Below are 14,431 nucleotides of genomic sequence, written 5' to 3'. Positions count from 1 at the left end.
CCATCGGGCACAGCCGAGGGCTCGCGATCCGAAGATACCTTAGATTTCCCGATCTCGATTGCGGCGATGGCCGTCGATGTGTTTCACGGCGGCGCACTCCCATACGGCGCGTTGTCTCAGCGGCTGGCGATCGGGACCGTCATCGGCGCACTATCGTGGCTTCGCATCGGGTTTGGCCGCGGCGTTCGTCGCGGCGCGCGCCGTCGCGCCGCGCACTTCGAAGTGAACCGTATCGACGCTCGCACCTCGAGCATTCACGAGCTCGAGCACATGACGGCCGGGCCAGGGTGGCCAAAACACACGCTCTCCATGGCCCAGTGGCTTGCCGTCCAAACGCCAAACGCTGCGCGTGGACGAACCGCTCACGCGCTCGAACACGATACGCTGTTTGGCCGCCGGGATGTCGGGATCCAGCGCGAACAAGGTTCCGTCCGTCGGCGATCCGATGCGCGGGGCGCCGCTTTGCGCATCCAACGTCGAGCCGCGAGGCGCGGTGTTGCCGGCGTCGGCGGCGAGCCCGACCGTCTTGATCTCCGAGCCTTTCAGAAACCACTCGTCACGCGACGGCTCGATGTTTCGTTCGAATGCAATACGCGTTTTGACGACGCCGGCCGGCATCGCCGGCGGCGTGCTAGGCACGCGCCGATGCAAGTAGCCCGCCACGGCCGCCCATATAGGCGACGCGCCGGTCACGCCCGATACGTCCCACATCGCGCTGCCGTCCGCATTGCCCACCCAGACGCCCACCGTGTAACGCGACGTGAAGCCGATCGTCCAGTTATCGCGCATGTCCTTGCTCGTACCGGTCTTCACCGCCGAGAAGAAACGCGTCGCCAGAGGGCTATCGAACCCGAAGGTACGCGTTCTCGCGTTGTTGTCGGAGAGCACCGTCGTGATGATGTACGCGGCATCCGCGCTGAATACCCGATGCGGCCGGTTCGAGCCGGAAGCGCTCCCTGCCCTTCGCAGCGCGGCCCCGGGCATATCGTGCGTGGCGCTGGCAACACCGCCATTGGCCAGCGCGCGATACGCGTTGGTCAACGACAGCAAAGTAATGTCCGCGCTGCCGAGCGCGAGCGAATAGCCGTAGTAGTCGCCGCTTTCGGTCAGCGGCAAGCCCAACGAGCGCAACGTCACGGCGAAGCGGTGAGGCGTCACCATCACGAGCGTGCGCACGGCCGGGACGTTCAACGAAGAACCGAGCGCCGTGCGCGCGCTGACCCACCCCTTGAAATCCTTGTCGTAGTTCTGCGGAATATATAGGCCGCCGCCCGCGGCCAAGTCGAGCGGTGCGTCGTCGAGCAATGACGCCGTCGTCAGCCGATGTTCGTCGATCGCCTGTGCATAGAGAAAGGGTTTCAACGTCGATCCGGGCTGACGGCTCGCCAGTACCGCATCGACGTCGCGCGCCCCGGACAGCCCGCCCGACGATCCGACCCACGCGAGCACGTCGCCCGTCGCGTTATCGAGCACGACGATCGCACCGTCATGCACATTGCGCGCGTGCGCCGGTGCATTCAATTCGGCCAGCGTTCGCTTCAGCGTATCGGTGGCGAAGCGTTGCAACTTCGCATCGAGCGTGGTGACGATGCGCGCTCCCGCGGCGGGATGCGCCTCGCTCCCAATGCGTCGCGCGAAATGCGGTGCAAGCATGTCCGCTTCGCCCGATACCGACAGCACGGCAGGCGCCGGGCGCGCGAAGGCCAACTGAACGTAACTCACGAGATTGTCGCACCGCGACGGCGCTTTCATGTCGCGCAGGATTCGGCAGGCCCTTGCGCTCACCACCGTATAGGACGCATTGGGCGCGCGGATCAACGCAGCGGCGACGGCGGCCTCCCGCTCGTCGAGGCCCGACGGGGCCTTGCCGAACAGCGTGAGCGACAACGCCGACAAGCCGATCGTTTCGCCGCGAAACGGCACGAGGTTCAAATAGGCTTCGAGAATTTGATCCTTGCGCCACGACCGTTCGAGCCAAAGGGCGCTGATTGCCTGCCCCGCCTTCTGGACGACCGACCGTTGCCCCGAGTGCTGAGGGTCCTCGCTTAGGAGCCCTGTCAATTGCATCGTGACCGTGGACGCGCCGCGGGTGCGCGTATTCCACAGATTCGCCCACGCCGCCGCGGCCGCGCCGCGCCAATCGACGCCGCTATGCTCGTAGAACCGTTTGTCCTCCGATACGACGATCGCCTCGCGCAGCGCCGGCGAAACGTCGGCCAGCGATACCCAATCGCCTCGCCGCTCTTTCATATCGACACGCGTTCGTTGCAGCGGCGTGCCGTCGTGCGCGAGCAAAAGCCAATCGGAGCTGCGCCACCCGCTGCGCACCTGATCGAATGTCGGCACCGCGTGCGCGCACGGCGCCGCCGCCAGCAGCAAGAGGCAAAGCACGGCGCGCAGCGGCCGTGCGCCTGGCATCGGATGCATCGGCTCCCTCACTATGGCTGAGCCGCTGCGGGCATGCGGACCGCGACGTTCGCATTGGGCAGCACGCCATAGGTCGACGGCGCATACAGCGCTTCGACGCGCGTCGGCGGCAACCCGAAGGTGCCCGCATTGTTCAACCGCACGGTGTACTCGATCGACAATTTGCCTTTGGGAAGATAGTCGTAATACGCGCGGTACCCGTCGAAGCTGCGCTCGACGAACGCGGGCCACACGCCATCCTGCGATTTCTCGCCCGCGGTCGCGGCCTCGGAGTCGCGCCCGAGCCCAGAGCCGAGGATCGTCGCACCGGCCGGAACGGGATCGTTGACGACGACCCACGTCATGTCCGATTGCGCGTCGATGTCCAGATGCACGCGCAACACATCGCCGCGCGTGTACACGCCCTTCACGGCGGGATCGACGGGGGTCACCGTTTTCGTGATTCGGTAGCCAGCGGCGAACGGCGCTTTCAATGCGACTGCCGCGAGGCTTTCGATCGTCGCCCACGGCTTGCCCGTGCCTTGCTGCGTAAGCGTCAGCGATGCAGGCGCGGTACGCGCATCGGCCGGCCAAGGCAGCCACTGACTGCGCGTATTGGCCGTCTTCGTTACGGCCGTCGCCGATGCCGCGTTCACTGCCGATGCCGCGGGCGCCGCGGCTTGCGACCAGTCGACCGTTCTAGCCGTGGCACCCAACTGCAGCTTCGTCTGACCCGTCACGGGCGTGCTCTCGAATGCGCGCGAGAACGCCTGCACGGCCAAGGAGCCCCAAAGATTCGAAGTCGTCGTCGACCACGCACCGTGACTTTGCAGCGCCAGCAGGCCCGCCACCAGGCGAGGCATTTCTTCCTTCCACCCCGGCACGTTGACGAACGTGAGCACGGTACGCGCGGCGTTCGTTTCCGAACCGGTCATCAACCACCAAAGCTCGTCGGTGTCGGCCGTCGAGAACGTCAAGCGCGTGCCTTGGTAGGTCAACCGCGCGCGAATGATCTGCTCGGCTTGCGCGAGCTTTTCATCGCGTTGAGCGATGTCCTTTACCCGCGTGAGAATGGCGTAGTAGTCGATGACCGCCGATGTCGGCCACTGATTCGGCGCGATCTCGAGCGAATCCAGCATGCTTGCCTGTGCATCGCCGAAACGCGACAGCGCCTCGATCGCTTCGAGCTTGCGCAGATCCAAATCCTTGCGCGGCGCCCAAACGTTGCGAGTGATCTTGCCTTCGACGAAATTGACGAGTCCGGCTTCGAGCTTGGCCCGCAAATCGTCCGGCATAGCAAAGCGCCGGTCGAGCTTGGCCGCTTCGTCGGTCACCGCCAGCAGATAGGCACTGAGCGTCGTGCTGCCGGTCGCGCCGCTGTCATCGCCCGGCGGGAAGTAATTGGCCAAGCCGTCGCGGTCGAGATACACGGGCATCCTGGCGATGACGGCCTGCCACTGTGCGACATCGCCCAGCCCCAACGCGCGCGAGCTTTGCTGTTCCAAGCAGCCGTAGGGATAGCGCTCGAACCATCGGCGCACGCCCGGCAAGCCCTCGGAAAGCTTCGGCTGCAGCGAGACCGCAATGCCGCCGCGCAGCGCCCCCGCTGCGGTGGCGGTCGCGTTTGCCGGCGCGGCGACAGGCAAAGTGAAGCTTCCGTCCACTTGCGTGAGCGTGGCCTGCTGCACGGTGACCGGGATCGCCGCGGCCACGCGCTGCGACACCTTCAGCGCATCGGCGGCGTGCGGCCCGCCCTGCTCGGCCGCGCCGACGTTCCAGGTCAATGCCGGCAGCGCGGCGTCCGACAGGCCCTCGGGCGGCGTGACCGTCCACGCGACTTCGCGCGCCGATCCAGCCGCCAGATCCACCGTTTGGGGCTGCAACGACAAGCCGGGAACAAGCGGCGTGACGACGACCTTCATCGCACGCGCAGTCGTATTGCGGACCGTGAATTGCGCGCGGAATCGATCGCCTTCGCGCACGAGCGGCGGCAATCCCGAGATCAACTGTAGATCCTGGGTGCTGCGAATCGACGTACTACCGGTGCCGAACGCGCCATCGCCCACCGCGGCGATCGCGACGATGCGAAAACTCGTCAGCGCATCGTTGAGCGGCACATCGACGGCCGCTTCACCATTCGCATCCAGCGTCACGCGAGGATTCCACAGCAACAGCGTATCGAACAATTCCCGCGTCGCGCCGTGTCCGCCGCCCCCGCCCGCAGGGACTGCCTTGCGCCCGAAGTGCCTGCGCCCGACGATTTCCATTTGCGCCGTGGCCGTCTCCACGCCGTACGCGCGCCGCTGCAGCATCGCATCGAGCACATCCCAGCTATCGTTTGGCATCAATTCGAGCAACGCTTCGTCGACTGCGGCAATCGCCACTTGTGTGCCCGCCGGCGCAGGCTTACCCCCGGGCATTTGCACCCGCACTTTGACATGCGCCTTGCCACGCACGGTGTACGTTTTGGCATCGGGGGTGACGGTCACGGCAAGCTTATGCGCCGCCGCACCCACCTTGATTTCGGCCAAGCCGTACCGGTACGCGGGCTTGGACAGGTCGACGAGCGGCGTCGGCGGTTCGTACCGGCGGCCTTCATACCAGAACGCATGCACCCATTCGAGCGGCGCTTTCCAGCCCCAGGTGAAGAACGAATACCACGGCACTTCGTGGATGCGGCCGCGCAACGCCAGCACCGATACATAGACGTTCGGCCCCCAGCCCTCGCCCACCTTGAGCGAAACCGTCGGGTCCTTCCCGTCGAGCTTGACCACATGCGTCTCGATGACGCCCTCGCGCTCGACCGCAACGAGCGCCGTCGCGAACCGGAACGGCATGCGCACCTGAAAGCGCGCCGTCTCGCCGGGTTCGTAGGACGTTTTCTCCGGCAGCACGTCGATCCGGTCGGTGTTTTCGTTGCCGAACCAAAGATCTTCTTCTCGCGTGACCCAGACCGAGGTGGTCGCCGTCGATGCGTTGCCGTCGCCGTCCTTGGCCGTCACCACGAGATCGACGTTGCCCGCTTCCTTCAGCTTGGCGTCGCAGGTCATGAGGCCGTGGTCGTCGCTCTTTCCGCTGCACAGCGTGCCGAGGTCCTTCGTTTCCGTGCGATTGTCGTAGGCATAGAAACCGCCGACCATCCGCTTGCGCGTCGAGATCGTGATGCGTGCGATGCCGCGCACCTCGAGCGGCACACCCGCGCGCGGCTTGCCTTGCAAATCGACGGCGAGCGCTTTGACCGGCACCGTGTTGCCCACCGACACCCATTGCCCAGACTTCACGCCCGCGACGACGGCGGACGGCCACAGCGTCGCGTTGCCGCTGATCGTCTGCACCTCGCCGTTCGGATCGGCGAAGGTCGCCTCGAGCGCCAGCGCCTTCGGTGCATCGACCTGCGGCAGATTCTTCAGCATGAACGCTCCCGATCCGTTGCGATCGAGCGTGACGGGCTCCTTGTCGGCGATCAGCTTCGCGGTGTCATCGTCGGCTTGTTGTTCCGTTTGCGCGTCGTCCACAGGCGAACCGGCTGCAGCTTCCTTCGGCTTCACGTAGGGGGTGAAGCTAAAGTCGGGAAACGTGTCGGCAAACGAAGGGGACGTCGTCCTCATCAACGCCGAGACTTGCACCGGCAAGCCCGCGGCCCCGCCACCGGAGGTGTACTCGATCTGCAATGTCAACGGTGCTTGCTTGGCGGCCACGAGCGGATGCGCTTTCTCGTCGCGCACGCCAATCGAGCCTTTGAACACCGGCAAACGAAACTCCTCGACACGGAAGCTGCCCGAATCGTAGCTATGGTCCGGCGATTCGTTTGCCGTGTCGGCGTCGGCGTCGTTTTTATCGTTGGCGTCGCCCGAAGCCGCATTCGCATTGCCGTCATCCAGCGAGACGTCGTACTCCCCCAGCTTTGCCGCCGCGGGAATCGCAAACGTCGAATCGGCCGTGTGATCGGCCCCCCATGTCAGCGGGAAATGCCATGTTTGGCCGCTGCCCAGATGGCGAATCGTCAAGCGCGTCGGATAAGTCTTCGGCAAACCCAGGCCGCGCATCGTCTCCACACGAATGAAGTGTTTCATCGACACGGTTTCCCCCGCGCGCAGCAGGGTCCGGTCGAATACCGTGTGCGCACGGACCGTGCGCTCGAGGCTCGTATCGGTCGGCACGTTGAAGCGCCATGCTTCGATGCCGCGATCCCAATCGGAGCGCACGAACGCCATGTCGGGCCCGGTCTTCGGATCGTCGATCCGGGCCGAGACGAACAGCCCATCGAAGCTGTCGTCTTCGCACGCTACCCGCGGACTCAGTTGACCGGAGATCGTCAATACGCCCTGCGCGTCGGTTTTACCCGATGCAAGCTCGTCGCCATTGCAATCGCTGACGTGGACCTCGGCGTTCGCCACGCTTTGCCCTTTGTCGAGCGTAGTGACCCAGACGACGCTATTTTCGCGTCCCACCTTGAGATGGACGCCGAGATTGGTTACCAGCACCGCCGTGCGCACGTACATCGGCGCCTGCTTGCCTAGCAGCGACGCGCCAAGCGCCGGAGAGGAAAGCTCGATCACGTAGAAGCCCGGTTTGTCGACCGGCACGCCCACGACTTCGAACGGACGCAGCGTCTTCGGATCGGCCTTGGGCAACGTAAGCCGCTGGACGCCGTGCTCACCGGCGAGCAGCGACAAGGAACGCACGTCGATGGTCGGATCCTTGGCCTCGCGGGCGCTGTCGGGCGATTGGCTATCCGGCCGCACGATCACGGGGTGCGGGTTGTGCGCGAGCAATTGCGGCATCTGCCGGTCGATCTCGCTACGCGACATCGTGAAGCCGTCGAACCGGTCGACGTTGCGCATCCATCGGCGAATATCGGAATCCGCATCGACGCGAAGCTTCGTGAACTGCGCAGTGCCCGCATTCAGACCGGAAATATGCAGATCGGCTTCGACGTTGCGCAGCGTAACGGGGACCAGCGCAGGCATGCCCGGTTCCGCAAAGCGTTCGATGATGCCGAATGCGCCCGACGAAAATTTCGCCAGCGGTGGCAGCGGCGCCGTGGCGGTCTTCAGCGGGAACAAATCCGCGTTCGATAGCGCCCGGCCGCTGACGTCCTTCAGATTCGGAGGCAGGACGATGGTCAGGTCGCTGCGCTCGGGCAACGGGGCGGCAAACTCCACCGCCTCGGTTTGCGGATCGTTGTCTTCGTCGGAGAACTTGGGCTTGATTTCTCCGTCCGGCCCCTTCACGCGGATTTTTTCCGCGTCGGCCCGCGCGATGGGCGCGTTGAACGAGAGCCGCAGCGGCCGCAACGGCGTGCAAGGCGCCTTGGCGTTTTCGCGCTCGCAGCTAAAGCTCGCGGCGAACGGATCGCGCACGCTGAAATTGAAGCGGCGCTCGACGTCATTGGCAATGCCACTCGGGCTCGCGACGCCTTTGCCGTACACGAGCTGCGCCTTCGTACCCGACGGCAAGGCTTGCTGACATTGCAGCGTCAGCACCCGCGACGCTTGCTTTTGCAGGTCGAAGCGTTTGAGTAGCGCCGTGCGCGTCGCAGGATCGACGCTCTTGACAGGGATGCGGTTGCCCAGCGCGCTCGATTCGCACCAAATGTGTTCTCTCACGGACGCGTCCGTGCTTGGCCCGTTCAACGTGAGAACAAAGGCCTGGTTCTCCTCGATTTGCCCACCCGAGGGCCGCATGCTTTGGACGAACGGGCCGCCGGTTTGGAATGCGTAATGCGTCGGGCCAGTCAATGCGGCGCCCGCCGCCGACTTCAGGCCGTCTTTCAACTCGACCGAGCAGGCGACGCCGGGCGGCAGATCGTCGGTGAAATCCCAAGCCCAGGTTTTATCGTCGATCCAGCGCGATTGGCCCGCGCTCGCTTTGGCGTCGTTGCACTTGATGGAAGCGGGCGCGGGTAAATCCGCCGCGCCGAACGCCACCATCGACTCGTCGAACTTGACCAGCACCTGACGCACCTTCGCCACCGTGCCTTGCGGCGACACCCGTGTGATGCGCGCCGCTTCGGCTTGCCACGTCGTGGCCGAGAGCACCCCCAACGCCGCGACCGCCGCGGCAACCCATTTGCATTGTCGTTTTATCGTGCCGCGTCGCATGAAGCGCGCTCCCAGGTTTGTTCGTTCTTCGGAATTGGGAGCGATTCTAACTGAGTTGTATGGCGATTTCGGTTCGACCAGGCAAGGGGTCGCGAATAGTGGGATGCGGTTCGTCGATGCGAACGGCCGTCGAGCGCGGTCTCGACTTTTTCTACTTTTTTACTGACGGATTAACTTAGCGGATGAACTTCACGAGCCCGAAGATCAAGGCCGTCATGGCGAAGGTCCAGCCAAGGTACCACTTAATCAAGTCCGCCTTCATCTCGGCCAGCTTCGCCGAGAGGCTCGAGTCCAGCTCGGCCATATCGTGCGTCGTCGCGTCGATGATCTCGCGCAGCGCATGGGCAATTACGAGTCCGTGCAACGTGACGGCCGTGGCGCGGCACATTTCGGCTCCCGCTGAAACATGGAGGATGGCCCGCCACATACACTGCTTTCACCGATTTATCACCGAGCCTCCCATGACGCAGACGCACCCGACCGATCCGCTGCAAGCCGTCACGCACCCCAACCCGTATCCGTACTACGCGGCGCTTCGCCACCGCGCACCGCTCGTACGCGACGAAGCATCGAACCTGTGGGTGGCCACCAGCGCACAGACGGTCAACCGCGTGCTCGGGGACGAGCGATTGACCGTGCGCCCAGCGAGCGAGCCCGTACCGCGCGCCATCGCCGGACAACCGGCGGGCGAGGTATTCGCGCGGCTTGCCCGCATGAACGAGGGCGACAACCATCGCCTCGCCCGGCAGGCACTCGTCAACGGACTCGGTTCGGTCGATATGCGTGCGGTCTTTCAGTCGGCCAGCGGTCGAGCGGCAACCCTGATCAGGAGTTTCGATGCGGGCGGCGCGGCGCTGCTCGACGCATTGGCGTTTGCGCTGCCCGTGCGTATCGTCGCCGAGTTGCTGGGATTACCGGCCGACGACGCACTCGAAGCGACGGTACGTCGCTTCGTAGCGTGTCTCTCTCCGGCATCGAGCACGGAGGCATTGAGCGAAGCGCATGGCGCAGCTTTGCGGTTGCAATCGGCACTGCATGCACTGACGCTGGACGGCATCGCCGCATCCCCGTTGATCGAGCGCATCGTAGCGGGGGGACTCGCAAGAAGCGCCGATCTACCCAACGCACTCGTCTCCAATCTGCTCGGCCTGTTCTCGCAAACGTTCGACGCGACGGCCGGCTTGATCGGCAATAGCGTCGTCACCCTCGTCCAATATCGCGACGTGGCCGCGCAACTGCGTGCCGGACGGATCGACATTCACGCATTCGTTCATGAAGTGGCCCGTTTCGATCCCGCGGTTCACAATACGCGCCGCTTCGTGCGCGATACCGTCGAGATCGAAGGCGTGAGGTTGGAACCGGGCGATGCCGTACTGGTCGTATTGGCTGCCGCCAGCCGCGACGACGACGCCTACGAAAACGCCGACTGCTTCATCGCCGACCGTCAGCGCGCACCGCTGCCGGGTTTCGGGGCTGGACGCCACGCCTGCCCGGGCGAGGCAATCGCAAAAGCTATCGCGGCCGGCGTCGTGTCGGCCCTACTCCGGAGCGGATACGATCACGCCAACCCTGCGCTGAGCTGGACTTACCGGCCTTCGCTCAACGCCCGGATACCGAGCTTCAACTTCTTCGACAGGAGCCCATCATGATTGCCGTCATCTTCGAAGTCATCCCCAAGCCTGGCCATCGTGACGAATATTTGGAGATTGCGGCGCAGCTAAAGCCGCTGCTCGCCGATATCCCCGGCTTCATCTCGATCGAGCGCTTCCAAAGCTTGAGCGATCCGGACAAGCTGCTCTCGCTGTCGTTCTGGGCCGATGAGGACGCCGTGGCACAGTGGCGCAACATCGAGGCGCATCGCCATGCCCAAGCGAAAGGACGCGCGTCGGTGTTCGCCGACTATCGGCTCAGAATCGCAGGGGTCGTGCGCGACTATGGCATGACCGAGCGCGAGCAAGCGCCCGCCGACAGCCGCCACGTTCACGATCGAGCAGCGCCCCAGTGAACCGGTAAGCCCGAGCGGTCGCATCCGTCTGCTGGGCGGCTATCCTCACTGATCGATCAGGAGCGTGTGCAGGGAGGGCGCGTGCGGCGGCCGATTCCATGGCGCCGTCTCGACAATGCTCGCCCCTCGCCCGAGACGTCGCTCAGCAAACGCATCGCTGCGCGTTTAGAATCCCTGCTGCGCTCAGCTTTTTCTCCGAGCGGTCTCACTCGCATCGAGACCGCCATCGAACGTCGCCGTCATTTTCGAGGACACTGAATGACCGCTCTCTCCGATTTCCCCATTACCCGCAAATGGCCGGCCCGGCATCCCGACCGCATCCAGCTCTATTCGCTGCCAACGCCGAATGGCGTGAAGGTATCGATCATGCTGGAAGAGACGGGACTGCCCTACGAGCCGCATCTCGTGCGTTTCGACGCAAACGAGCAGACGTCGCCTGAATTCCTCTCGTTGAACCCGAACAATAAGATTCCAGCGATCATCGATCCTAACGGCCCGGGCGGAAAACCGCTGGCGCTATTCGAATCGGGCGCGATTTTGATTTGCTTGGCCGACAAGAGCGGCAAATTCATTCCCGCCGACGAAGCAGGCCGCTATGAAACCATTCAGTGGCTGATGTTCCAAATGGGTGGCATCGGCCCAATGTTCGGCCAGGTTGGCTTCTTCAACAAATTCGCCGGAAAAGAATACGAAGACAAGCGGCCGCGCGATCGCTACGTGGCCGAATCGCGCCGTTTGCTCAACGTGTTGAACGACCGGTTGCGCGAGCGTCAGTGGATCATGGGCGAAACCTACACGATCGCCGATATCGCCACGTTCCCTTGGGTGCGCAATCTCATCGGCTTCTACGAAGCGGGCGAACTCGTCGGTTTCGCCGATTTCCCGCACGTGCAACGCGCGCTCGACGTCTTTCTCGCGCGGCCGGCCGTAATCAAAGGCCTGAATATTCCGAGCCGCGACTGATCGCCGCCAGCGACACGCAGCGCTTGCAGGCTCCCCGCCACCGATGGATGCCACGCAAGCGCTGCGCCTGCGACGTCACTGCACTTGTGCGATTACCCCCGGTTGGGATTTCCCGCCGCCGATCGGCGGCATATCCGTGACATCGTTAGAAAGGCTTGACCACCACTAGGATGGCGATCGCGATCGCACTGACCACAATCGCAGCCGGAAACACGCGAAGCCTGCGCGGCGCCACGCGCCCCTTATCGCGCGCCATTCGACGCAGCGTGCCCGAGAGCATGCCATGCAACGCCGACAAGAACACTGCAAAGCAAAGCTTGACGATCAGCCAGGGCGAGCTGAACCATCCGCCCATCGCGCCGAGCGCGATTCCCAACACCCATACGAGCCCCAGCGCGGGCGAAGACAGGCGGCGATCCCAGCGAATGACCGCATCGATCAAATCGCTTCGTTCCTGTGGATTCGCACTATCGGTCGCCCGCGTGAGAATGACCGCCACCACGGACATCGCTAGGATCCCGCCCATAAACACCAGCACCGCGCCGACATGCAAAGCTTTGAGCCAAAGATAAAGCATTGATCGCCTCTCGTTTCAATGGGTTCGACTTAGCTGCGTTTACTGTTGAGCTTGCGCCACAACGTGGTCTTGCTTATCCCGAGCGTATGACAGGCCGCATCGCGATCGCCGTTGCACGCGGCCAATACTGCCCGCACTTCTTCTGCTTCGACGTGCCGGCTCCGTTCACGCAACGTCGTCTTGGCGTCGGCGCCCTCATCGCGCTCCGGCGCCCGGCGCGCAAACAACTCAGGCGCGATCGTACGCATGGCCTCCACATCGAGCGGCACGACCTCTCCCGCCGATCCCGCACTGTCGGCCATATCCACCGCGATTCGTTCGATGACGTTTTGCAGCTCGCGTACGTTGCCCGGCCACGCATACGCGCACAGCACACCCTCCACGCCCGTCAACAAGCGCATCCCTGCCTCACTGTCGCGCACGTGAAAGACGAGCCGCGACTCGCGTTGCACCGCCTGCATGAATAGCGACACGGCGAGCGGCATGATGTCGCCGGCTCGCTCGCGCAGAGGCGGCAGCGCCATGCTCAAAATGTTGAGGCGATAGTACAGATCCGCCCGAAAGGTCCCGCCCGCAATACGCTCGGTCAGCATGCCATGGGTGGCGGCGATGACGCGGATATCGACACGCATGGGTTCGGTCGAACCGAGCCGCACGACCTCGCGCTCCTGAAGCACACGCAAAAGACGGCTTTGCAGCGGCATCGGCATTTCGCCGATTTCATCGAGGAACAGCGTGCCGCGGTGAGCCGCTTCGATCAAACCGGACTTGCCGCCCTTGCGCGCCCCGGTGAACGCCCCTTCTTCATAGCCGAACAATTCGCTTTCGAGCAACGCCTCGGGAAACGCACCGCAATTGATCGCGACGAAGGGAAATTCGTGCCGCGCGCTCAACCGGTGAATGCTTTGCGCCACCATCTCCTTGCCGGTGCCGCTCTCTCCTAGCACGAGGACCGTCGCATCCGATTTGGCGTAGCGCTGAACGAGGGTCTTGACCCGCTGCATCGGCGCACTGTCGCCGATCAAATCGTCGAGCCGGTAGCGCGCGGCGAATTGATGCGTCAGTTGTTTCGAGCGCAACGTGCGATCGAGCCGCTCCACGGCGCGCGATTCCTGAAACGTCAAGACGGCGCCGTCCTCGCCGCTATCGCCCGCAAGCGGTCCGCGATGCGCGAGATAGCTGACGCCGCGAATCGTGACGAGCACATCGCCATCGGCATCGGGCAGCTTGCGTGCGAGGTCGGGAGCGAGATCGGCGAGCGAGCGCCCCACTGCACGCGCCGCGTCGATGTCGAGCGCCTGCGCCAAACGCCGATTGATCGCCTCGACACGACCGGCGGCATCGAGCGCGACGACGCCATCGCGCAGATGTTGAAGCAGGTTGTCGATGTGGCGCCGACGCTTGGCTTCGGCGCGCGTCGCTTCCGCCAATTCGAGTGCGGTCTCGAAGCCCTGACGAATCGAGGCATGCGAATAAAGGAACACGGCATCGATCCCAGCCGCGGCAGCCAAATCGGCGATCAGCCCAGGCCCCACCACGGCGCCCACGCCGCGCTCGCGCAGCGCCTGCACGCACGCGCTAGCGTCTTCGGCCGAGCGATACGACTCGAAGACGATGTCTAGCCCATACGCCACCACGAAATCGCGCACCTCTTGCGGCGTCTCGCCGGGACTGACGAGCGCAACCTGCCGCTGGCCTTGGCGCCGCGCACGCGCGAGCGAATGCATCACGTCGAAGCCAGTCGGATTGATCTGGACCACGGGCACCGGCAAGCGCGTCTTCAGATAGGCGGCATTGGAGCCGCCTGCGACGACGACATCGGGACGCCGCTCGCCCGCAGCCTCGATTTCGCGGACCGCATCGTCGTAAGCGCGCGCGATCACCCGTAAATCGGCGCGCTCTTCGTATTCGCCCGCGATGTCGAACAGCAGATCGCGCAATCGGCTGATGCCGAACGCCCAGATGCGAGGGCGGGCGGGAACGGGAAACGATAGGTCGGAAGAAAGACGGCTCACGGAGCAACCTCGGGGACAACGCCGCACGGCGGGCGGAGTCCGCATTATGCGCGCACTCGTTCCAATTTCGAAAACGAATATTTCACTAGTGAAATCCACCGTCCCATACGCCTTTCCCGACTTTGTTAAGAATCAATGCGTTACCTCACGCAAGACAGGGTGGCCCGCACTTTGCTCTAAGGGAGCACCTTTCTGGGAGCTAACGTGAACACCGAACATCAGCAACCCATGCGAGCCGGCGCGGCGTTCCGCGCCGCCGTAGCGCAAGAGCAGCCCTTGCAAGTCGTCGGCACGATCACCGCTTATGCGGCCAAGATGGCGCAGGCCACCGGCTTCAAAGCCGTCTACCTCTCCGGCGGCG

The 14,431-nt window shown here is 64.1% G+C and carries 8 protein-coding genes and 1 pseudogene; 4 read left to right on the top strand and 5 right to left on the bottom strand.

The window, feature by feature from the left end; genetic code table 11:
• Positions 1 to 150: 150 nt before the first annotated feature.
• The 3 genes from pbpC to MMB74_RS15385 form a co-directional block, all read right to left on the bottom strand.
• Positions 151 to 2,427: a penicillin-binding protein 1C gene (gene pbpC, locus MMB74_RS15395; protein ID WP_277429520.1), complete on the bottom strand. Its 2,277-nt coding sequence runs from the start codon at positions 2,425 to 2,427 to the stop codon at positions 151 to 153.
• 11 nt (positions 2,428 to 2,438) lie between these two features.
• Positions 2,439 to 8,510 (bottom strand): MG2 domain-containing protein, encoded by a 6,072-nt coding sequence (locus MMB74_RS15390; RefSeq protein ID WP_277429519.1) that lies wholly within the window; start codon positions 8,508 to 8,510, stop codon positions 2,439 to 2,441.
• Between the two features lie 175 nt (positions 8,511 to 8,685).
• Complete coding sequence (locus MMB74_RS15385; protein WP_277429518.1) at positions 8,686 to 8,898, bottom strand: hypothetical protein; 213 nt, start codon at positions 8,896 to 8,898, stop codon at positions 8,686 to 8,688.
• A gap of 73 nt (positions 8,899 to 8,971) precedes the next feature.
• Between MMB74_RS15385 and MMB74_RS15380 the strand changes: the two genes are divergently transcribed.
• From MMB74_RS15380 to MMB74_RS15370, 3 genes are all read left to right on the top strand, one after another.
• Entirely contained in the window at positions 8,972 to 10,159 is a 1,188-nt protein-coding gene (locus tag MMB74_RS15380; RefSeq protein WP_277429517.1) for a cytochrome P450, read from the top strand.
• A complete protein-coding gene (locus MMB74_RS15375; protein ID WP_277429516.1) occupies positions 10,156 to 10,515 on the top strand; it encodes an antibiotic biosynthesis monooxygenase in 360 nt (119 codons plus the stop codon). The genes MMB74_RS15380 and MMB74_RS15375 overlap by 4 nt, the downstream gene beginning before the upstream one ends.
• 258 nt (positions 10,516 to 10,773) lie before the next feature.
• A complete protein-coding gene (locus MMB74_RS15370) occupies positions 10,774 to 11,478 on the top strand; it encodes a glutathione S-transferase N-terminal domain-containing protein (protein WP_277429515.1) in 705 nt (234 codons plus the stop codon).
• Between the two features lie 145 nt (positions 11,479 to 11,623).
• Here the strand turns inward: MMB74_RS15370 and MMB74_RS15365 are convergent, their stop codons facing one another.
• Both MMB74_RS15365 and prpR read right to left on the bottom strand, forming a co-directional pair.
• Entirely contained in the window at positions 11,624 to 12,055 is a 432-nt protein-coding gene (locus tag MMB74_RS15365) for a CopD family protein (RefSeq protein ID WP_277429514.1), read from the bottom strand.
• A 29-nt stretch (positions 12,056 to 12,084) separates the two neighbouring features.
• Positions 12,085 to 14,115, bottom strand: coding sequence for a propionate catabolism operon regulatory protein PrpR (gene prpR, locus MMB74_RS15360; RefSeq protein WP_277429513.1), 2,031 nt, complete (start codon positions 14,113 to 14,115; stop codon positions 12,085 to 12,087).
• 183 nt (positions 14,116 to 14,298) lie between these two features.
• Between prpR and prpB the strand changes: the two are divergent.
• Positions 14,299 to 14,431, top strand: a pseudogene (gene prpB, locus MMB74_RS15355) (methylisocitrate lyase); the annotation flags it as partial.

This window comes from Trinickia sp. Y13 (assembly GCF_029522115.1).
Lineage (GTDB): Bacteria > Pseudomonadota > Gammaproteobacteria > Burkholderiales > Burkholderiaceae > Trinickia.
This window is presented reverse-complemented; position numbering and strand designations above follow the sequence as displayed.

Excerpts from the sequence above, each read along its gene's own strand:
- pbpC (WP_277429520.1), bottom strand. The coding sequence starts at position 2,427 with ATGCATCCGATGCCAGGCGCACGGCCGCTGCGCGCCGTGCTTTGCCTC.
- MMB74_RS15390 (WP_277429519.1), bottom strand. The coding sequence starts at position 8,510 with ATGCGACGCGGCACGATAAAACGACAATGCAAATGGGTTGCCGCGGCG.
- MMB74_RS15385 (WP_277429518.1), bottom strand. The coding sequence starts at position 8,898 with ATGTGCCGCGCCACGGCCGTCACGTTGCACGGACTCGTAATTGCCCAT.
- MMB74_RS15380 (WP_277429517.1), top strand. The coding sequence starts at position 8,972 with ATGACGCAGACGCACCCGACCGATCCGCTGCAAGCCGTCACGCACCCC.
- MMB74_RS15375 (WP_277429516.1), top strand. The coding sequence starts at position 10,156 with ATGATTGCCGTCATCTTCGAAGTCATCCCCAAGCCTGGCCATCGTGAC.
- MMB74_RS15370 (WP_277429515.1), top strand. The coding sequence starts at position 10,774 with ATGACCGCTCTCTCCGATTTCCCCATTACCCGCAAATGGCCGGCCCGG.
- MMB74_RS15365 (WP_277429514.1), bottom strand. The coding sequence starts at position 12,055 with ATGCTTTATCTTTGGCTCAAAGCTTTGCATGTCGGCGCGGTGCTGGTG.
- prpR (WP_277429513.1), bottom strand. The coding sequence starts at position 14,115 with ATGCGGACTCCGCCCGCCGTGCGGCGTTGTCCCCGAGGTTGCTCCGTG.